General features: G+C 62.1%; 20 protein-coding genes and 2 pseudogenes. 12 read left to right on the top strand and 10 right to left on the bottom strand.

Features of this window, described 5'->3' with window-relative positions; all coding sequences use genetic code 11:
- Nucleotides 1-2: 2 nt before the first annotated feature.
- The 3 genes and pseudogenes from ACF8K2_RS08570 to ACF8K2_RS08560 all read right to left on the bottom strand — a co-directional run.
- Complete coding sequence (locus tag ACF8K2_RS08570) at nucleotides 3-707, bottom strand: DUF2063 domain-containing protein (RefSeq protein WP_392464495.1); 705 nt, start codon at nucleotides 705-707, stop codon at nucleotides 3-5.
- On the bottom strand, nucleotides 688-1,533 hold the full coding sequence (locus ACF8K2_RS08565) for a DUF692 domain-containing protein (RefSeq protein ID WP_392464332.1): 846 nt from the start codon (nucleotides 1,531-1,533) through the stop codon (nucleotides 688-690). The genes ACF8K2_RS08570 and ACF8K2_RS08565 overlap by 20 nt, the downstream gene beginning before the upstream one ends.
- 139 nt (nucleotides 1,534-1,672) lie before the next feature.
- Nucleotides 1,673-1,990: pseudogene (locus tag ACF8K2_RS08560) on the bottom strand (hypothetical protein); the annotation flags it as partial.
- 250 nt (nucleotides 1,991-2,240) lie between these two features.
- On the opposite strand from ACF8K2_RS08560, the gene ACF8K2_RS08555 reads away from it, so the two are divergent.
- The 4 genes from ACF8K2_RS08555 to ACF8K2_RS08540 all read left to right on the top strand — a co-directional run bounded on the left by ACF8K2_RS08555 (nucleotide 2,241) and on the right by ACF8K2_RS08540 (nucleotide 5,474).
- Nucleotides 2,241-2,951, top strand: a complete 711-nt coding sequence (locus ACF8K2_RS08555) for a histidine phosphatase family protein (RefSeq protein WP_392464331.1) — start codon at nucleotides 2,241-2,243, stop codon at nucleotides 2,949-2,951.
- Between the two features lie 54 nt (nucleotides 2,952-3,005).
- Nucleotides 3,006-3,323, top strand: a complete 318-nt coding sequence (locus ACF8K2_RS08550; RefSeq protein ID WP_186555108.1) for an SCP2 sterol-binding domain-containing protein — start codon at nucleotides 3,006-3,008, stop codon at nucleotides 3,321-3,323.
- 292 nt (nucleotides 3,324-3,615) lie between these two features.
- The gene (locus ACF8K2_RS08545; RefSeq protein ID WP_392464328.1) at nucleotides 3,616-4,683 is read left to right on the top strand and encodes a phosphotransferase family protein; all 1,068 of its coding nucleotides are present in this window, start codon (nucleotides 3,616-3,618) and stop codon (nucleotides 4,681-4,683) included.
- Between the two features lie 23 nt (nucleotides 4,684-4,706).
- A complete protein-coding gene (locus ACF8K2_RS08540; protein WP_392464326.1) occupies nucleotides 4,707-5,474 on the top strand; it encodes an SDR family oxidoreductase in 768 nt (255 codons plus the stop codon).
- Here the strand turns inward: ACF8K2_RS08540 and ACF8K2_RS08535 are convergent, their stop codons facing one another.
- Nucleotides 5,475-6,296 (bottom strand): class I SAM-dependent methyltransferase, encoded by an 822-nt coding sequence (locus ACF8K2_RS08535; RefSeq protein WP_392464325.1) that lies wholly within the window; start codon nucleotides 6,294-6,296, stop codon nucleotides 5,475-5,477.
- A 108-nt stretch (nucleotides 6,297-6,404) separates the two neighbouring features.
- Between ACF8K2_RS08535 and ACF8K2_RS08530 the strand changes: the two genes are divergently transcribed.
- Nucleotides 6,405-6,794, top strand: a complete 390-nt coding sequence (locus ACF8K2_RS08530; RefSeq protein WP_392464324.1) for a GFA family protein — start codon at nucleotides 6,405-6,407, stop codon at nucleotides 6,792-6,794.
- On the opposite strand, the gene ACF8K2_RS08525 is transcribed toward ACF8K2_RS08530, so the two are convergent.
- Nucleotides 6,781-7,131 (bottom strand): hypothetical protein, encoded by a 351-nt coding sequence (locus tag ACF8K2_RS08525; RefSeq protein WP_312153361.1) that lies wholly within the window; start codon nucleotides 7,129-7,131, stop codon nucleotides 6,781-6,783. The two genes, ACF8K2_RS08530 and ACF8K2_RS08525, sit on opposite strands and share 14 nt — an antisense overlap.
- Before the next feature lie 115 nt (nucleotides 7,132-7,246).
- Between ACF8K2_RS08525 and ACF8K2_RS08520 the strand changes: the two genes are divergently transcribed.
- Entirely contained in the window at nucleotides 7,247-7,552 is a 306-nt protein-coding gene (locus tag ACF8K2_RS08520) for an RcnB family protein (protein WP_392464322.1), read from the top strand.
- A gap of 1 nt (nucleotide 7,553) precedes the next feature.
- Here ACF8K2_RS08520 and ACF8K2_RS08515 read toward each other — a convergent pair.
- Nucleotides 7,554-8,714: pseudogene (locus ACF8K2_RS08515) on the bottom strand (GGDEF domain-containing protein).
- Nucleotides 8,715-8,936: 222 nt separating this feature from the next.
- Between ACF8K2_RS08515 and ACF8K2_RS08510 the strand changes: the two are divergent.
- From ACF8K2_RS08510 to ACF8K2_RS08495, 4 genes are all read left to right on the top strand, one after another.
- Nucleotides 8,937-9,116, top strand: a complete 180-nt coding sequence (locus tag ACF8K2_RS08510; RefSeq protein ID WP_186555277.1) for a hypothetical protein — start codon at nucleotides 8,937-8,939, stop codon at nucleotides 9,114-9,116.
- 74 nt (nucleotides 9,117-9,190) lie between these two features.
- The gene (locus ACF8K2_RS08505; protein ID WP_392464320.1) at nucleotides 9,191-9,589 is read left to right on the top strand and encodes a glycine zipper domain-containing protein; all 399 of its coding nucleotides are present in this window, start codon (nucleotides 9,191-9,193) and stop codon (nucleotides 9,587-9,589) included.
- Nucleotides 9,590-9,738: 149 nt separating this feature from the next.
- Nucleotides 9,739-11,568, top strand: a complete 1,830-nt coding sequence (locus ACF8K2_RS08500; RefSeq protein ID WP_186555100.1) for an SLC13 family permease — start codon at nucleotides 9,739-9,741, stop codon at nucleotides 11,566-11,568.
- 150 nt (nucleotides 11,569-11,718) lie between these two features.
- Nucleotides 11,719-13,143: a diguanylate cyclase gene (locus tag ACF8K2_RS08495; protein ID WP_392464318.1), complete on the top strand. Its 1,425-nt coding sequence runs from the start codon at nucleotides 11,719-11,721 to the stop codon at nucleotides 13,141-13,143.
- A 1-nt stretch (nucleotide 13,144) separates the two neighbouring features.
- Here the strand turns inward: ACF8K2_RS08495 and ACF8K2_RS08490 are convergent, their stop codons facing one another.
- Nucleotides 13,145-13,906: a sulfite exporter TauE/SafE family protein gene (locus ACF8K2_RS08490; RefSeq protein WP_392464316.1), complete on the bottom strand. Its 762-nt coding sequence runs from the start codon at nucleotides 13,904-13,906 to the stop codon at nucleotides 13,145-13,147.
- A gap of 100 nt (nucleotides 13,907-14,006) precedes the next feature.
- Between ACF8K2_RS08490 and ACF8K2_RS08485 the strand changes: the two genes are divergently transcribed.
- Nucleotides 14,007-14,906: a LysR family transcriptional regulator gene (locus ACF8K2_RS08485; protein ID WP_186555097.1), complete on the top strand. Its 900-nt coding sequence runs from the start codon at nucleotides 14,007-14,009 to the stop codon at nucleotides 14,904-14,906.
- 129 nt (nucleotides 14,907-15,035) lie between these two features.
- On the opposite strand, the gene ACF8K2_RS08480 is transcribed toward ACF8K2_RS08485, so the two are convergent.
- The 3 genes from ACF8K2_RS08480 to ACF8K2_RS08470 all read right to left on the bottom strand — a co-directional run bounded on the left by ACF8K2_RS08480 (nucleotide 15,036) and on the right by ACF8K2_RS08470 (nucleotide 16,607).
- Nucleotides 15,036-15,230: a hypothetical protein gene (locus ACF8K2_RS08480; protein WP_186555096.1), complete on the bottom strand. Its 195-nt coding sequence runs from the start codon at nucleotides 15,228-15,230 to the stop codon at nucleotides 15,036-15,038.
- A gap of 463 nt (nucleotides 15,231-15,693) precedes the next feature.
- Nucleotides 15,694-16,047, bottom strand: a complete 354-nt coding sequence (locus ACF8K2_RS08475; protein ID WP_186555095.1) for an SH3 domain-containing protein — start codon at nucleotides 16,045-16,047, stop codon at nucleotides 15,694-15,696.
- Nucleotides 16,048-16,115: 68 nt separating this feature from the next.
- Entirely contained in the window at nucleotides 16,116-16,607 is a 492-nt protein-coding gene (locus ACF8K2_RS08470; protein WP_392464314.1) for a GNAT family N-acetyltransferase, read from the bottom strand.
- A gap of 143 nt (nucleotides 16,608-16,750) precedes the next feature.
- Here ACF8K2_RS08470 and ACF8K2_RS08465 point away from each other — a divergent pair, with 143 nt between their 5' ends.
- Nucleotides 16,751-17,668, top strand: a complete 918-nt coding sequence (locus tag ACF8K2_RS08465; protein WP_392464312.1) for a LysR substrate-binding domain-containing protein — start codon at nucleotides 16,751-16,753, stop codon at nucleotides 17,666-17,668.
- Nucleotides 17,669-17,924: the final 256 nt, after the last annotated feature.

The raw sequence follows: 17,924 nt of genomic DNA, 5'->3' as shown, positions 1-17,924 counted from the left end.
GTTCAGCGCGTCCCGACGATGATCCCCTGCTCGCGCAAGCCTTCCAGCATCGCCAGGCCTTGGCGTTGAACGTTTTCATCGCCCAGCGCCTGCAAGCGCTGGCGGCCCGTTCCGCTAAGGCCTGCGAGCAACTGATAGGCCATCGGCGCCAGACGGGCGAAATGCACCTGGAGATCGGCATCGCGGTACACCAGCAGCAAGGTTGGCGCTTGGGGGGCGCTCTGGGGCTGGTAATCGGGGCCGATCAGCTCGACCGGCCAGCGATAGGCAAGCACGCGCGCCACGCATGACAGCAATGGCTCGCCTTCAAGTAGATCGCCGCCAGGCAGATGGGGCGGATCCTCGGCATCACTCAGGTACAACTGCGCCTCGATCCACTCGTAGTGGGCGAGCTCAAGCTGCCACGGCGCGTCTGCTTCGATGCCCTGCAGGTAGTCGATGAAGGCCTCGGAGATTTCCGTGAACAATGGTGTCTGGCTTCGGTACCTGGCATAGAAGTCGCGCACCCTGGCGTGCCAAAGGACGTCACCGAGGGTCTGGCGCATGACCGGGAAACTTCCTGCCAGCAGGCCTTCGATGCTGTTGTAGAACAGCTCCCGGTAGACCTTCAGGCGCCGTGCTTCGATACCCGGTGGCGGTGGGTTGTGCTCGGGGTCACGCAGGTATCGGGACAGGGTGAATTGCTGGTCACGCAACGGCTCGCCCATCATGTAGACCTCCGTGCGTGTGCTGCACGCTACCAATACGTGCGGTCTCCTCAAGCAGTTCGGCAAGCGGTGGGTAGTTGAAGTCACGCTCAAGCACCGTCGGCTGAACTCCAAAACGCTGACACGCCAAAGCGAACAGTGCCCAGACATCTTCTTTTACCGCAGCACCATGGGTGTCCACCTTGAGGTCTGGCGCTTCGTCGTAGTGGCCAGCCACGTGCATGCACGTAACCCGCTGCCGAGGCAGCCCGTTAAGGAACGTCACCGCGTCATAGCGGTGGTTGCAGGCGTTGACGAAGACGTTATTGACGTCCAGCAGCAGGTCACAGTCAGCCTCCTCCAGCACAGCCTGGATGAACGCCAGCTCGCTCATGGCCTGGTAAGGCGCTGCGTAGTAGCTGATGTTTTCCACGGCGATACGTCTGCCCAGCAGATCCTGGGCCTGGCGAATACGGGTGGCGACATGGCGGACCGCTTCTTCGGTAAAAGGGATCGGCATCAGGTCATACAGATGCCCGTCGTCGCTGCAATAACTCAGGTGTTCGCTGTACAGCGGCACGTCGAAGCGCTCGATGAACTGACGGGTTTGCCCAAGGAATGCCTGATCCAGCGGCGCGCTGGCGCCCAGCGACAACGACAAGCCATGGCAGGTAATGGGGAAACGCTCGGCCAGTTGCGCCAGCGCTTTGCCGTGGGCCCCGCCAACTCCGATCCAGTTCTCCGGCGCGCATTCGAGAAAATCGACCGCACCGTCCTCCATTGCCAGCAATTGCGCCAGCAAACCACGACGCAAGCCAAGTCCGGTACGTAAAGATGTAGGGTTCATAGTAAGCGCTCTCCAGGAGCACGGGACGCTCTGGGCAGAACGTCGGCAAGGGACAAACAAGCGCTGCCGGACAGATCGACCCTCTGCTCCGGCAGCCCCCTTAACCTTGCGCCGACATCAGCGCACGGGCTTAGGCCTTGTCGGCTTTAGCGGCCTTGTCGCCACCACATTTGCCTTCGCCGCACTTGCCTTCAGCGGCTTTCTTGTCGCCGGCTTTTTTATCGCCGCCACACTTGCCTTCACCACACTTGCCTTCGGCGTTTTTGCCCTCGGCGTGCTTGCCGGCTTTATCAGCGCCGCATTTACCTTCGCCGCACTTGCCCTCGCCATCAGTCTTGGCCGCAGCCAGTTGGTAGCCATGGGACAGAGGCTCGACGGCGAATGCACTACCGCCCATTACCATGCCGCCGATCAGAGCAGCGCCCAGCAGGCCAAGGGTATTTTTCGATTGTTTCATGGTGATGCTCCACTTCGGTTGTGAGATGGAGCCATTTCGCCGCAACGGTGTGTCGCAGGTGTATCGCCGGTGGCGCGGTTTTGTATGAAAGTCGGTCTCAATCCACAGAAGATACAGTGAGATACAAAGGCATCGGCCATTGCCTGGCTGCCGTTCAAACAACCTTTTCAAACGCTTGTATGTTTTTTCGTTGACAGCCCGTCAGCCGCATCCTAACCTCCCAGCAACTTCCACCGGGCCGGACACTTTTGTGGGCAACCTCTATCTGATCCGACATGGCCAAGCCTCCTTCGGCGCCGACGACTATGACGTCCTCTCAGCGGTAGGCAAGCGCCAAAGCCAAGCATTGGGCGAGCACCTGGCCCAGCTCGGCTTGCGTCTTGATCGCTGCGTCGCCGGCAGCCTGCGCCGCCAGCAAGACACCGCGCGTCTTGCCCTGCACGCGATGAGCGGCCACGGTTGCCCAGTGCCGGCGGTCGAAACCGACCCTGCATTCAACGAATTCGATGCCGACGGTGTGATCCGCACCCTGCTTCCCGGCTTGCTGCCAGATGAGCCTGAAGCGCTGCACATCCTGCGTAACGGCACGACCAATCGCAGTGAGTTCCAGCGCCTGTTCGCCCTGATGGTGCAACGCTGGCACGATGGCCAGCACCCTGACGATGGCCTGGAAAGCTGGGCTGCCTTCACCGCAAGGGTTCAAGGCGGTCTGCAACGGGTACTGCAGCGCGCCGGCAGCGGTGAGAATATCGCCATCTTCACCTCCGGAGGCACCATCGCCGCCCTGCTCCACCTGGTGACTCGAATTACCCCCAGTCAGGCCTTTGCGCTGAACTGGCAGATCATCAACACCTCGCTCAGCCAACTGAAGTTTCGTGGCAGCGACGTGACCCTGGCTTCCTTCAACAGCCAAGCACATGTGCAGCTGTTGCGGGCGCCGGAGCTCATCACCTATCGATGAGCCCGGCCTGTTGTGTCCCTACGGACGCGAATATTACTTAACAAGGAATACGCCATGAGCGATGTAGCTAAAGCCGTCGAAGCGATGAAAGCAAAGTTCAACCCCGCCGCCGCCGCCGGCCTGGACCTGGTGTTCGGCTTCAACATCACTGACGAAGACAAGCAATATGCGCTGATCGTCAAAGACGGCACCTGCGACATCCAGGAAGGCGAAAACCCAGACGCCAACTGCACCCTGGTGCTCGACAGCGAGACCCTCAAGGGCATCGTCAGCGGCGAGACCGACGGCATGCAAGCGTTCATGGGCGGCAAGCTGCGCGTAGAAGGCGACATGATGCTGTCGATGAAGCTCAGCGAGTTGTTCCCAGGCTAAGCGTCCGGGATGATCGATGAAAAACCGAAGCCTGCGCGGGCTTCGGTTTTTTTTTGCCTGGCCGGGGTATGGCGGCGCGCTTTTCGCGGGCAAGCCCGCTCCCAAAGGGATGGTGCTGAACCTACGGTTAGCGGGGTGCCTGGGTGGTTGGCGAAGGCCTGTATGGCTTCAATATCAGGCGCGTTGATCGACCAGCAACACCCACAGCTATATGCCATTGGCACGCTTGTACCAGCATGGAAGGCCCATTAGATTAGCCAATAATCCTCGTGAACGAGAATAAGGATAACGCATGACGCTCACTGACCAGTCCACCCAGGTACGCCCCGGCGAAGAACTCGATGCGACTGTCATCGATCCTTACCTCAAGGCCCACATCCCGGGCTTGCAGGGAAGCCCGGCCATCAGCCAGTTCCCCGGCGGTGCATCCAACCTCACCTACCTGGTCAGCTACCCGAACCGCGAGTTCGTCCTGCGCCGCCCACCCTTTGGCCACAAAGCCAAGTCCGCCCACGACATGGGCCGCGAGTTTCGTATCCTCAACCAGCTCAATAGCGGCTTTCCCTACTGCCCCAAGGCCTATGTGCACTGTACCGACGAGTCACTGATTGGCGGCGAGTTCTACGTGATGGACCGGGTCAAGGGCATCATCCTGCGCTCGGACATCCCCACCGAACTCGATCTGGATGCCAACCGCACCGAGGCCCTGTGCAAGAGCTTCATCGAACGTTTGGTCGAGTTGCACCAGGTCGACTACAACGCGTGCGGCCTGGCCGACCTGGGCAAGCCCGAAGGTTACGTACAACGGCAGATCGAAGGCTGGAGCAGTCGCTACGAAAAAGCCCTGACCCCAGACGCACCGCGCTGGGAGAACGTCATCGCCTGGCTGCGCGAAAAAATGCCCGCCGACCATCCACACCCCGCCATCGTGCATAACGACTACCGCTTCGACAACGTCATCCTCGACGCGGCAAACCCGATGCGCATCATTGGCGTACTGGACTGGGAAATGACCACGATCGGCGACCCGCTGATGGACCTGGGCAACAGCCTGGCCTATTGGATCGAAGCCGATGACCCAGCGCAGGTGCAGCTGATGCGGCGCCAGCCAAGCAACGCACCGGGCATGCTCACCCGCCGCCAGTTCGTCGACTACTACGCCGAACGCTCAGGCATCGCTATCGACAACTTCGACTTCTACTACTGCTATGGCCTGTTCCGCCTGGCCGGGATCGTGCAGCAGATCTACTACCGGTTCTACCATGGCCAGACCCAGGACAAGCGCTTTGCCCAGTTCATTCACATGAACAAGCTGCTGGAGCAGATGACCCTGCAAGTGATCGGCAAGTCCGCACTCTGACGACAGACAACAAGGAAAACAGCATGTCCAAGACCCAACTGTTCGACCTCGATGGCAAGATCGCCTTCGTCTCAGGCGCCAGCCGTGGCATCGGCGAGGCCATCGCCCACTTGCTGGCCCAACAGGGCGCCCATGTGATCGTCTCCAGCCGCAAGCTCGAGGGCTGCCAGCAAGTGGCCGACGCCATCATCGAAGCGGGCGGCAAGGCCACTGCGGTGGCCTGCCATATTGGCGAGCTGGAGCAGATCCAGCAGGTTTTTGCCGGTATTCGTGAACAGTTCGGCCGCCTCGACATTCTGGTCAACAACGCCGCCACCAACCCGCAATTCTGCAACGTGCTCGATACCGACGTGAGCGCCTTTCAGAAAACCGTGGACGTGAACATCCGTGGCTACTTCTTCATGTCGGTCGAAGCCGGCAAGCTGATGCGCGACCACGGTGGCGGCAGCATCATCAACGTTGCCTCGATCAATGGCGTGTCGCCTGGGCTGTTCCAGGGCATCTACTCGGTGACCAAGGCCGCAGTGATCAACATGACCAAGGTGTTCGCCAAGGAATGCGCCCAGTTCGGCATCCGCTGCAACGCCTTGCTGCCGGGGCTGACTGACACCAAGTTCGCCTCCGCCCTGGTGAAAAACGACGCCATCCTCAACGCCGCCCTGCAACAGATCCCACTCAAGCGCGTGGCCGACCCCAGCGAGATGGCCGGTGCAGTGCTGTACCTGGCCAGCGATGCCTCCAGCTACACCACCGGCACAGCACTGAATGTCGACGGCGGCTTTCTCTCCTGATCAGTCCTTGAGCGCCTGCAGCGTGTAGCTCAGCGGCAGGCGCCAGGGCGCTTCGCGCAGGCGCCATTCGCCGTCGGCGCCCTTGACCATCTGCCCTGGCAGCGCCTCCCAGGGAATGCTCTGATGCTCGTGCAAAGCGCTCAAGCGCAGGCCATTTTGCAGCAACGCGGTGATGACCTCAGCCAAGCCATGGTTCCACTCGTGGGTCTCGGTCTGGATCAGGGCCTGATCAGTCTCGACGTAGGTCTGATCGTTGATCCACACCATCGGCGCCTCTCGCTCGAAGTAGGGGTAGTCCAGTTGCAGGCGGTCGTGATGATCCTCATTGACTGCCATCAGCATTGGATGCCCATCGCGCAAGAACAACCGCCCACCTGGCTTGAGCAGCGCCGCGACGGTACGGGCCCAATGCTCGATGCTGGGCAGCCAGCACAAGGCGCCAATGCCGGTGTAGACCAGGTCGAAACTACCCGCCGGCAATACCTGGTCGGCCTGATAGACATCCGCCTCGACGTAATCGATGGCCGCCCCGCAGCGCTCAGCCAATCGCCGTGCCTGGACCAGCGATGCCGAGGAAAAGTCCAGGCCGCTGACCTGAGCACCCAAACGCGCAAGAGACAAGGTATCGGTGCCGATATGGCATTGCAGATGAACTGTGCGCAGGCCGCGGATATCGCCCAGCTGTGGCAGATCGAAGCGCACCACTTCGGACAGGTGCTCGGGGCACGCGATGAAGCGCTCGACCTCGTAGTCTTTCGACGCCGCATGCAACGGCGCGCGTTCATCCCAGCTGGCGCGATTGAGATCGTTGGATCGACTCATGAGCTACATCCCTGTCATTGATACAAGTAGACAACTTAGCCGGCGCGACATCTCCATTACAACTGGACTATAAACTGCGGACATTTCACCTGCGCACGAAGGGATCTCATGCCAACTCTATACGAGGGCGGCTGCCTGTGCGGCGCCATCCGCTTTGCCGCCGATGCCCCCGCCGCCAACCCACACCATTGCTCCTGCCGTTGGTGCCAACAACATACCGGGGCACTCACCGCCACCTGGGTCGAGTTTGCTCGCAATCAGGTGCGCTGGACCGGGCCTGGCGGTGCGCCCGATACCTGGCGCTCCTCTGATTGTTCCAGCCGCGCTTTCTGCCGCCGTTGCGGCAGCAGCCTCGGTGCCATAGATGACGCCCCGACTGTCGCCTTGCTGCTCGGTTGCTTCGATCAACCCGACAGCCCTGGACTGGAACCTGTTTTCCACGCCTTCGAGGATCGCTGCCCAGTGTGGAATCGCCCTCTACCCCTTACAGACAAGTAGCGGCTGCGGCCCGACGGCGCAGGGCCGTGCTGTCATTGCTTTGCGCGTAATAGTCGACCCGGGTGCCGTTGGCCTCGGGGTAAACGTCGACGAACGCCTGCGCCTCTCGGGTATAGACCGTATAACCGCCCTGCTTGCGCGGCTGCAGATAGCCGCTGGCATCAACGCCGAACGTGGCCTCTTCCTGCCAACTGAACTGGATGCATTGCGAGACGATCTGCGGGGCCTTCTGTGAAGCCAATTGCGCAGTCGGCGCGCCGCCGCGTGCGGCTTCCATGGTCGATGAAGCACAACCAACCAGCATCAGCGCTACGGCCATCGGCAAAAGTGCGCGCATGTTCGATCCTCGGAGCAAAAAAGAACGCGACTCTAGCACTGGCGGCCATGTCGAGTGAATTGTCCCGAGCAGGTTGTTGTCGCATAGAGGGCATGCCTGCCATTAGGAGATCACTATGAAACTGCGTCCACTGCTATCGGCCCTACTGCTTAGCGCCACCCTGCCGATCCTGCCCTTGACCGCCACGGCCGCGCCAAGTGCTGAGCAAAGCGTCACCGCGCCAGAAACCCATAACCGCGAACTGCAAGTTGGCGACAAAGCGCCAGATCAGTACAAACGCGACGACGCAGCCATTGCCGACTGGAAAGGCAAAGGCCTACCCGCCCCGGAAAAGGACAGCCATTGGGTGAAAATGGGCGATCACTATGTGCTGGTGCAGATCACCAACGGCGTGGTGCTGGCCATTCAGCCCGCCTCCTGAGTCAGCACGGGCCGAGCAATGCCGCCATATGCACGGCATTGCGCCCACCGGCCTTGGCTTGGTAGAGCGCAGCGTCGGCCTGGCCGAGCAGGCTGGCGGCGTTGTCCTCGGCACCGGGGATGCCACACCACAAACCGACACTGAAACGCAGCTCGATGTCATCGCCCGCAAAGCGCGCCGGACTCTGGGCGATCGCCTCACGCAAGCCCTGTAGCGCCACCATGGCGCCCTCTCGATCGGTATTGGGCAACAGCAGCAAGAACTCTTCGCCACCATAACGGCCAAGGCTGTCGGTCAAGCGCAAGCGCTGCTGCAACTGGCGCACGCAGTGGCACAGCACCTCATCACCGGCCAAGTGGCCGTGCAGGTCGTTGATGCGCTTGAAATGGTCGATGTCGATCATCGCCACGGCCAGGCTGCTGTGTTCGCCCCTTGCCCGCTCCAGCTCCACAGCGAAGCGCTCAAGAATCGCCCGGCGGTTGTAGGTGCCAGTCAGCACATCGCGCAAGGCCATATGCTGCAAGCGCGATTCGCTGCGCTCCTTGGCCATCAGCACCAGGCCAATCGAATACATCATCACCGTCACCGTACCAATGGCCACCGATACCGTCTGCTTGAGATTGCTGGTGTCGTAGCGCATGTCCGCCGCCTCCCCCAGCACCACCGCCACGGCGCGCATGCCCAGCCCGACCAGGCTGATCAACGCGCCAATCACCAGCAGCAGGTGCGCCCGGCCTGGACGCTCGACGTGCCGTCGCGCCCAGCAAAGGATCAACGAGCATTGCAACATCAGCACCAAGGTCGCCAGCAGCATGCGCGGCTCCAAGGTGTCGAGCAGCAGCATCAACCCCAGCAACATGACTGCCGGAATGATAAAGATCGAGCGCCACGGCACCCGCTGTTCACGCACCCGGAACAAGCTCGCCGAATAGAACGCCAGGGCCAGCGACAGCAGGCTGTTACCCAAGCCATAGCTGATCCACAGCGGCGCATGGGCGTACAGCGTATAGCAGACCTACGCCAGGGCATGGGCGAGCAGTCCGCAGCCGGTCAGCAGCAGGTTGTCGCGGCGGTTGAACTGACCGACCAGCAACAGGCAAAAGGCCAGGATGGTCGCGACCAGGGCAACGGCGGCGAACAGCGTCGGGGTGTGGGCGATCATCGTGATTCACCGTGTGGCAGACAGCCGTCTTCAATGCGGCCTGGCTCAAGTCTAGGGGCCAGCGCTCAACCCAGCCATGACCGAGCGGGACAGAACAGCAGCCGCCAGGCACGTGACGATGTTGCGCGGGAGAAATATTTTTACCGTGCAGAAACCAAATTGAGCGATTCCGGTCTTAGTGGTTACCCCGTAAACCTATGCGGATCAAGGACCTATATCGTGATCACCCGCCTTGCAAGTCTCCCGCTGATTGCCGCGATGCTGCTCGCCGCTGGTTGCCACAGCCATCATTACCACGACGATGATGATGGCTGGCGTGACCGCGACCGCGATCGCGGCCATCACCACCGTCATGACCGTGGTGACGATGATCGCCGCTACCGTGACCGCGATTACCGCTGAAACGTCTTTCCAACCCTGATTTGCCGCCCGTGCCGCGGCACTCTACTTTGTTGATTCCTTTGAGGTTCATGAACATGCGTTTGACTCTGCCTTGCGTTGCCCTCGGCCTGCTGCTGTGCCAAGGCGCCTTTGCCGGTGACGGTACTGCGGCCATTGGCGGCGGCCTGGGTGGCGCCCTGGGCAACGTGGTTGGCCAACAAATGGGCGGCAGCACGGGTGCAGCCATTGGCGCCGGCCTGGGCGGCGCCGCCGGCAGTGCAGTAGGTGCCCGCAAGGGCAACCGCACCGAAGCTGCGATCGGTGGTGGCCTGGGTTCGGCTGGCGGCTCGCTGCTGGGCGGCAAGCTCGGCGGCTCGACCGGCTCGACCGTCGGTGCCGGTCTGGGCGGCGCTGCTGGTGGTGCCATCGGCAACCACCTGGGCGACAACAACGGCGGCAAGAAGAAACACAAGCGTCGTCATCATCGCCACTGATCGCCTGCCCCACCCATCGCGGGGGCAAGCCCCGCGATTGGCTTAGCCACAAAAACCCTGCAACACATCAATACACCCTTCACCCCACAATGGCACACTGGCTGCTACTGTCTTTCGTGCCCCCTTGAGTGAAGGAACACCCCCTCCCGATGAACCCTGAGCTGCTCACGGTCCTAGGCCTGCTGGCCGTCGTCGTCCTTTTGTTTGTCATCAACCGACCGCGCATGGACGTGGTCGCGCTGCTGGTGATCCTGTTTCTGCCGCTGTCGGGCATCCTCACCGTTGAGCAAGCCCTGGCGGGCTTTAGCGATCCTAACGTGGTGCTGATCGCGGCGCTGTTCGTGATCGGCGAAGGGCTAGTGCGCACTGGCATCGCCTATCGCATCGGCGAGTGGATGAGTGCCCGTGCCGGCAATAGCGAAGCACGCCTGCTGGTGCTGTTGATGGTGTCGGTCGCAGGGCTGGGTTCGGTCATGAGCTCGACCGGCGTGGTGGCGATCTTCATCCCGGTGGTGCTGAGCATTGCCGCGCGCCTGAGCATTTCACCCAGTCGACTGATGATGCCCTTAAGCTTCGCCGGGCTGATCAGCGGCATGCTCAGCCTGGTCGCCACGCCGCCCAACGTGGTGGTGCACAGCGAGCTGGTGCGGCACGGCGAGCAAGGCTTCACGTTCTTCAGCTTCACCCCGTTCGGCCTGGTCGTGCTGGCTCTGGGCGTGGGCTACATGCTGCTCACCCGGCGTTGGCTCAACGGTGAAGTGCGCAAGGATGGCCGCGTAGAAACCCGGCGCACCCTGCTCGACCTGGTGCTGGACTACAAGCTCAACGGCCGCGAACGCCGCCTGCGCATCCGCCCGCATTCGCCACTGATCGGGCATACCTTGGGCGAGCTGGAGCTGCGCACCCGCCACGGCGCCAACGTGATCGGCATCGAGCGCCAGCATAAATTCACCACCCGGGTGATTACCGCCGACTCCGGCACCGTGCTGCACCAGGGTGACGTGCTGTTGCTGGACCTGTTCGCCAACCGCGACGACCTGCGCAGCCTGTGCCAGACCATGCAGCTCGAACCCCTACACTTCAAGGCCGCCTACTTCATCGACCAATCCCAGGAAGTGGGGATGGCCGAAGTCTCACTGCCACCGGGCTCGCAACTGATCGGCAAAAGCATCCTGGAGCTGGCCTTCCGTAGCCGCTACGACCTCAACGTGGTCGGCCTGCGCCGCGATCAGGCGGCCATCGAGGAGCAACTGGTCGAAGAAAAACTGCGCCTGGGCGACACCCTGCTGGTCGTCGGCCCGTGGAAAGCGGTGCGCCAGCTTCAGAGCCAAGCCAAAGACTTTCTGGTACTGAGCCTGCCTGCCGAGATCGATCAGGTCGCGCCAGCCCGCAGCCGCGCGCCCTTTGCCCTGATCAGCCTGGCGGTGATGGTCGGCCTGATGGTCAGCGGCGTGGTGCCCAACGTGCTCGCCGCGCTGATCGCGTGCCTGCTAATGGGCGCCGGCCGCTGCATCGACATGAACAGCGCCTACCGGGCCATCCATTGGCAAAGCCTGGTGCTGATCGTCGGCATGCTGCCGTTTGCCCTGGCATTGCAGAAAACCGGTGGTATCGACCTGGCCGTCAGCGGCCTGGTCGGGCTGCTCGGCGGCGCCGGGCCGAGCGCGATATTGGCCTGCCTGTTCGTGGTAACGGCGGTGATTGGCCTGTTCATCTCCAACACCGCCACCGCTGTACTGATGGCGCCCGTGGCCATCAGCACCGCCAGCCAGTTGGGCATGTCGCCCTACCCATTTGCCATGACCGTGGCCCTGGCAGCCTCGGCGGCGTTCATGACGCCGGTGTCTTCGCCGGTCAACACCCTGGTGTTGGGCCCAGGTCAATATCGCTTTGCCGACTTCATCAAGGTCGGTGTGCCATTTACCGTACTGGTGATGCTGGTAACGGTGTTGATGGTGCCGTGGTTCTTCGGGCTGTAAAGGGGATGTCAGCGAATAGCGGCAAAATGGCATTATCGGTCAGGATCGTGCCGCCATAATATCCAATTGACATCAACCCTGCTCTCGAAACACACTGATACGAATATGTCCCAGGTGCCTTGAAGTCGTTGTCCTGGATTCCGTCTCCGCTTGCCGGTAGAGCCCATGGTGTTTCCAGCTCATTCGCGCCCATTGCCTCACCTCGCGCTATTCAGCCTGACCTTCATCCTGACCTTGGCTGGGATACTGGCCCGTCCGATCGAATCGCTGTCGCTGTTCTGGCCGGTCAACGCCGTGCTGGCGGGGGTGTTGCTGCGCTATCCACGCCTGGCCAATCCGCTCGGTTTCGTCCTGATCTGGGTGGCCATGGTCGGCGCCGACCTTGCATGTGGCAGTACCTGGCCGCCGGCGTTGTGGTTCAACCTGTGCAACCTGGGCGTGATCGTCACCATCTGGCTGCTACTGTCGCGCCTGCCGCGTTTGCACCGACGCATGCGCACGCCGCATGGGGTGCTGAGCGTGTTCGGCGCCTGCGCAGCTGGCGCGATGGTTGCGGCGAGCATGGCCTGCGTGATGGCGGCGCCGTGGTTCCAGGAGTCGCTGCGCGCCACCTGGCTGGCCTGGTTCAGCGAGCAGTTCTCTACCAGTGTGCTGGTCCTGCCGGCATTGCTGACCGCGCCAAATACCGGCGCGCTGCTACGCGGCAGCGGTCAGGCGATTCGCCTGGCGCCGATGCTGGTGCTGCTGGCCTCGCTGGCCCTGAGCATCGCCTTCGGCGGGCCGGGCGCCATCGCCTTCCCGATTGCCGCGCTGCTGTGGTGCGCCTGGACCTACTCACCGTTTCTGGTGTCGCTGCTGGCACTGACTGCCGGCAGTACGCTGATCGTTGCCGTGGCGCAAAATCTCATGCATTTCAGCGTGCCGCAGAGCGTGCCTGGGGTGACCACGCTGATGTCAGCGCGCTTAGGCATCGCCATGCTGGTGCTCGGCCCACTGGTGGTCGCTTGTGTCAGCAACACCAACCGCAGCCTGCTCGCGCGCCTGGCCCATCAGGCGACCATCGACCACCTTACCGGCGCCCTCACCCGTAGCGCCTTCACCCGCCGCGCCAATGCCTTGCTCGACAGCCGCCAACAGCACGCCCAGGCGCTGCCGCTGACCTTGATGATGCTCGACATCGATCACTTCAAAACGATCAACGACCGCCATGGCCATGGCGTCGGCGACCAGGTGCTGCGCCAGTTCGCCAACGCCTTGCAAGACCAACTGCACGACGGTGAGCTGTTCGCCCGCCTGGGCGGTGAGGAGTTCGTGGTGATCATTCCAGGCCTTGAGCCAGAACGCGCCAAATTCACCGCCGAACGCATGCGCCGGGCGATCCAGGACTTGCACCTGACCCACAACGACCCGCGTTTGCAGATCACCGTCAGCATCGGCCTGGACGGCTGTACTGCCGACACCCCGGCACCGAGCCTGGACGAACTGCTGGTACGCGCCGACAAAGCGCTGTACCGCGCCAAAGCCCATGGCCGCAACCGCGTCGAACAGGCCGAGCCGCAGCGCCAGGTGGTCTGACTCAGCCAGCCAGCAAGTCCCACGACAACTTGGCGATCAGCACGCACAACAAGATCAGGAACAGCCCACGGACAAACCCTGCACCCTTGCGCACCGCCAGCCAGGTGCCGGTCAGGGCGCCGAGGATGTTGCACAGCGCCATGGGCAAGGCGATGGCATACAGCGCGTTACCGGTGGGAATGAAGAACACCAGCGCCGCCAGGTTGGTGGCGATGTTGACCAGCTTGGCCGAGGCCGAGGCGTGCAGGAAGTCCAGGGCAAAGAAGCGGATGAACAGAAAGATCAAGAAGCTGCCGGTACCTGGCCCGAACAAGCCATCGTAAAAGCCGATTGCGCCGCCGATCAGCACCGCCAGGCATTGCTCCTTACGGCCGATCTGCGCTGGCTTGTGCAAGGTGCCGAAGTCTTTCTTGCAGAAGGTATAGACCGCCATCAGCACGATCATCACCAGCACCGCTGGGCGCATCACGCTAGGCGGCACCAGTGAAACGGTCGCCGCCCCGGCGAACGACATGACGAAGGCGCTCAGCGCTGCCGGCACGATCAGGCCCCAATCCAAGCTCACCTTGCGAATGAACGAGCGCGCGGCGAACGCGGTGCCGCACACCGAGGCCAGCTTGTTGGTCCCCAGCAGGGCCGCCGGCTGGGCGCTGGGCAGCACATTGAACAGTGCCGGAATCTGGATCAGCCCGCCCCCACCCACCGCCGCATCGATCAAACCAGCGGCGAAGGCAAACAGCGACAGCAGGACAACATCCATCATGGCGGGGGCTCCAGGCAGTGAAAACAGAGCCCAAGGCTAATCAAAGCCACGCTGTTGTGCTGAAATGCCATATTGCGAAAACTGCAACAAGGAGCCCCTCATGGCATTGGACATGCTGCGTGAAATCCAGGCCTTCGTCAGCGTCGCGCACAAGCGCAGCTTTGTCGCTGCTGCCCGCGCCCTGGGCCGCTCGCCTAGCGCGATTACCCGGGCGCTACAAGCACTGGAAGACAACGCCGGGAGCAAGCTGCTCAACCGCAACGCCAACGCCGTCACGCTGACCGAAGCGGGTGAACGCTTGCTGCCACACGCCGAGCGCTTGCTCGATGTGCAACGCGATGCGGCCGATGAACTGGCGGCGTTGAGTGGTACGGCGCAGGGCTGGATTCGTTTCGCCGCGCCTGAGTTGCTTGGCCAGCAGGTGCTGCCAACGGTCTTGGCTGAATTCTCTCGCCGCCACCCGCAGGTCACCCTGGACGTGCAGTTCAGCGACCAGAGCCTCGACCCGCTTCAAGGCAAGTTCGACTTCGTGGTGCGCGGCGCCTTCCCACAGTCCAGCGAACTGATCGGCTACCCCCTGTGGAGCTACCGCCGGCACCTGTACGCCAGCCCCGACTATGTGGCCCGCGCAGGCCTTGCGCAGGAGCCGGAAGCACTTAGCGAACACGCGCTGATCCTGCACACCGCCCCGCGCATTCTCAAGGCTTGGCATTTTTGCCGCGACGGGCAGATCACCCGCTTGCAGCCACGCCCTCGCTTGCGCCTGAGCGCCGGAAGCGCGGTGTTCCACAGCGCCCTGGCTGGGGCGGGTATCGCACGATTGGCTGACTGGGTGGGTGAGCCACAGGTCGCGGCTGGGCGGCTGGTGCGCGTCTGCCCTAGCTATCACCTGACCTCAAGCAGTGGCGACGACCCACAAATGCATGCCGTATACCCGGCCGGGGAATTGCCGGCGCGGGTGCGCGACCTACTGCAAGCGTTGCGTCGTGGCAAGCCGTGATACAGCAAGCCAATCACTGTTCAAATTCTGCTCAATTTAACAGAGGCCGCAACCGGCCTTACTTACAGCGATTTATCCACAGACCTACCCACGTTTTCTGTGGACAGTTTTCCTTGCACAAAGAACGACTTATCGCGCACGCAGCAACGCCGAATTGGCTTGCTTGACCAATTCGATCCACTCCCCTGCACTGATCACTCCCGAGCGTTCCAGGTCTTCGGCGCAGCGCAAGGCTTGGTCGTAATCATCCTCTTGCAGGCCAGCCTCTGCGAGAAACCGGTTGCGCCACGCCAGCATCGCGGCAGCGCCCTTCTTGCATTCCATGTAGATCTCAACTCCAAGGCAAGTGACGGGTCCTCGAGCGTGGGACCCTTTGATGGCGGCGGGAGATTACACGAGCCATTCGCACTTGAGAATTGCTTGCAGCTACCACTTATCCAACGGGTACAAAAAAACGGGCAAAAAGCTCGTTGAGAGGTGCAGGCCCGTCTGCTGGAAAAAACGGGCCTCAAGGATAGGGGGTGGCTTCAGGTGGGCGGAATGGTACCCAGCAGGCCAATGAGGATTGTCAGCAGCAGAAAACCACCCAGGAACAGCGAGAGCTTGCCCATTGGAACCTCTACAGTGTGATAACAGAATACCGGAGCTGGCCGATGCGGGTGCAGAGCAGCGCAACTTGCCCAGCGCACACCCGTTTGGAAGGCTGGGCCTGGTAAGCATTTTCGACTTTTCGCTGATACGGTTACAGATGCAGGTTGGTGGAAAAAAAGCGGATCAGATGAGCCGATCAGTCCACCAGGCGCAGCTTCTCGGCCGGCAGCCAACCCAGCTCACCGTTGGCCTCGCGGCGACACCACAGCCACCCATTGAGCGGGCGCAAACCCAGCACCCGCTGCCCCGGATCGACATCCAGTTCGTGAGCGCAGTACTGTTCGAGCGCCCTGCCCCGGGCAACACCGAGCCGTTCGATGACCTGCGCCGGCACCCAACCAGGCTCCTGCCCAGCACAGCTGCACAGGTACCAGTCCTGCCAGTTTTGCTCACCGGCATAGCGGGGGCCGATGTCGAGCATCTCACCTTGGGCAAAACGGATCGGACGCGGGTATTCAGAGCGATGTGCTTCGATCACGACGTACTTCACAAGCCTCTCCCTGGCTAGGCAAAAGGCCGGATCCTAGCAGGCGCTGCGACAAAACCTGACGCATCTGCTCAGAGCGCCATCACCATTTCATGCCAGGCCATGCCGCCATGATCAGAGGCCGACGGCTGCACATAGCGATAACCCAACTTCTCGTACAGGCCCACATGCTGGTCCTTGCACATCAAGTGAATGCTCGCCTTGCTGCGCTCGCGCATTTGCTCGACGAACCGCGTCATCAGCAAGCCCGCATAGCCACGGCCTTGGAATGCCGGGTCGACCACCACTGACATGATCACCACATTGGCGGCGTGCGGATCATGGCCGACCAGCTCCTTGAACGCCTCATCGGACATCACCACGTGCTCGGCGCAGCCGCTGTTGATGAAACCGATCACCTGGCCGTCCAACTCAAGGATCAGAAAACCCTCGGGATACTGCGCAATGCGCGTGGCGATTTTCTCGCGGGTGGCCGCTTCGTCGCCCTCATAGGCGGTCGTTTCGATGTGGAAGCAGCGGTCCACGTCCTGGGGCGTAGCTTGGCGAAAGATGGCAGTGCTCATGGAAAAATCCGCAAAACAGTTGAAGGCCGACATGCTAGCGCAACTGAGCACCTTCAGGTTGCTAGCACAGCACCATCGGGCCAGAATCGACGGGCACTTCAACCCTCTCGATCAGCGGGCCAAGCCTGCAGGAAAACTACTGGATGAGCGTTTCCAAACGACGCACCACGCCTTACGTGATCAATCACCTGGTCGCCTTTGAGGCGGCGGCGCGCCTGGGTAGTTTCCGCGCCGCCGCCCAAGCGCTGCACGTCACCCCCGGCGCGGTGGCCCAGCAGGTGCGCACGCTCGAAGAGAAGCTCGGCCAGGCACTGTTCGAGCGACTGCCACGCGGCTTGAGGCCCAACCGCGCGGGCAGTGAGTATCTGGAGCGGGTCCGCCTGGCGCTGCACATCATCGAAGATGCCAGCCGCGAACTGCTCGAACGCGATGCCCCGCAAGACCCTCATCAAGTGCTGCTGAGCACCACCCCGGCATTCGCCAGCCGTTGGCTGATCCCGCGCCTGGGGCGCCTGGCTGCCGCGCATCCACAGATCGCCCTTATGATCGATGCCTCCGACAGCACCCGCCCGCTCAGCGGCAAAGGCGCGGTAGACATGGCCGTGCGCTGGGGTGCGCCGCCCTTTGCCGATGCCCACGCCCGCCTGCTGCTAGCCGGCCAGGCCGTGCCCGTGTGCGCCCCGTCGCTGCGCGGGGAGCGGCGCTGGCAACAGCCAGCAGAACTCAGCGACGTAGCGTTGATTTCAGACAGCCACAACAATTGGAAACGTTGGTTCGATCATTACGGCCTGCCCGGCACCCGCTTCAGCGGCCCGGCCTTCTCCCAGACCATCCTGGCCATCGAGGCCGCCGAGCAAGGCATGGGTATCGCCCTGGTGCCGCAGTTATTGGTCGAGAACGCATTGAAGGCCGGCACCCTGGTGATTGCCCTCGAAGGGCACGAACTGCACAGCGCAGCTGGGTTTCACCTGCTTACGGCCCAGCCGCCCGCAGCGGGCTCTGCGAGCGCGTTGGTCGCGCAGTGGCTGGTGCAGGAAGTACTACAGCACGAGCCTGGTTAACGCCGGGTCTCCACGCTCCTTAAGTGGAGCGAGCCTATTTGCAACATAACGTTTCGCCATACGTGCGAGACACAGCTAAACGAACTGCCTGGCAGCCACCTCGATCTAGGGGGGGATATGAGCGCCAAGCGGCTTGTTCACTGGCCTGCCGGCGCAATCCTGAACACACTTAGCAATACCGGCTCACCTAGGCTTGTAGGAAGCTTCTGATGGCTGAGTAGGATGAAGCCCGCGACAGACCAATCCCTGTATGAAA

Origin of the sequence: Pseudomonas sp. xss_2, from assembly GCF_043104195.1 — a bacterium.
Taxonomy (GTDB): domain Bacteria; phylum Pseudomonadota; class Gammaproteobacteria; order Pseudomonadales; family Pseudomonadaceae; genus Aquipseudomonas; species Aquipseudomonas urmiensis.
This window is presented reverse-complemented; position numbering and strand designations above follow the sequence as displayed.

What these genes read in the sequence shown, in the direction of transcription:
- ACF8K2_RS08570 (WP_392464495.1), bottom strand. Translation starts at nt 707, where the DNA reads ATGGGCGAGCCGTTGCGTGACCAGCAATTCACCCTGTCCCGATACCTG.
- ACF8K2_RS08565 (WP_392464332.1), bottom strand. Translation starts at nt 1,533, where the DNA reads ATGAACCCTACATCTTTACGTACCGGACTTGGCTTGCGTCGTGGTTTG.
- ACF8K2_RS08550 (WP_186555108.1), top strand. Translation starts at nt 3,006, where the DNA reads ATGAGCGATGTAGCTAAAGCCGTCGAAGCGATGAAAGCAAAGTTCAAC.
- ACF8K2_RS08545 (WP_392464328.1), top strand. Translation starts at nt 3,616, where the DNA reads ATGACGCTCACTGACCAGTCCACCCAGGTACGCCCCGGCGAAGAACTC.
- ACF8K2_RS08540 (WP_392464326.1), top strand. Translation starts at nt 4,707, where the DNA reads ATGTCCAAGACCCAACTGTTCGACCTCGATGGCAAGATCGCCTTCGTC.
- ACF8K2_RS08535 (WP_392464325.1), bottom strand. Translation starts at nt 6,296, where the DNA reads ATGAGTCGATCCAACGATCTCAATCGCGCCAGCTGGGATGAACGCGCG.
- ACF8K2_RS08530 (WP_392464324.1), top strand. Translation starts at nt 6,405, where the DNA reads ATGCCAACTCTATACGAGGGCGGCTGCCTGTGCGGCGCCATCCGCTTT.
- ACF8K2_RS08525 (WP_312153361.1), bottom strand. Translation starts at nt 7,131, where the DNA reads ATGCGCGCACTTTTGCCGATGGCCGTAGCGCTGATGCTGGTTGGTTGT.
- ACF8K2_RS08520 (WP_392464322.1), top strand. Translation starts at nt 7,247, where the DNA reads ATGAAACTGCGTCCACTGCTATCGGCCCTACTGCTTAGCGCCACCCTG.
- ACF8K2_RS08505 (WP_392464320.1), top strand. Translation starts at nt 9,191, where the DNA reads ATGCGTTTGACTCTGCCTTGCGTTGCCCTCGGCCTGCTGCTGTGCCAA.
- ACF8K2_RS08500 (WP_186555100.1), top strand. Translation starts at nt 9,739, where the DNA reads ATGAACCCTGAGCTGCTCACGGTCCTAGGCCTGCTGGCCGTCGTCGTC.
- ACF8K2_RS08490 (WP_392464316.1), bottom strand. Translation starts at nt 13,906, where the DNA reads ATGATGGATGTTGTCCTGCTGTCGCTGTTTGCCTTCGCCGCTGGTTTG.
- ACF8K2_RS08485 (WP_186555097.1), top strand. Translation starts at nt 14,007, where the DNA reads ATGGCATTGGACATGCTGCGTGAAATCCAGGCCTTCGTCAGCGTCGCG.
- ACF8K2_RS08480 (WP_186555096.1), bottom strand. Translation starts at nt 15,230, where the DNA reads ATGGAATGCAAGAAGGGCGCTGCCGCGATGCTGGCGTGGCGCAACCGG.
- ACF8K2_RS08470 (WP_392464314.1), bottom strand. Translation starts at nt 16,607, where the DNA reads ATGAGCACTGCCATCTTTCGCCAAGCTACGCCCCAGGACGTGGACCGC.
- ACF8K2_RS08465 (WP_392464312.1), top strand. Translation starts at nt 16,751, where the DNA reads ATGAGCGTTTCCAAACGACGCACCACGCCTTACGTGATCAATCACCTG.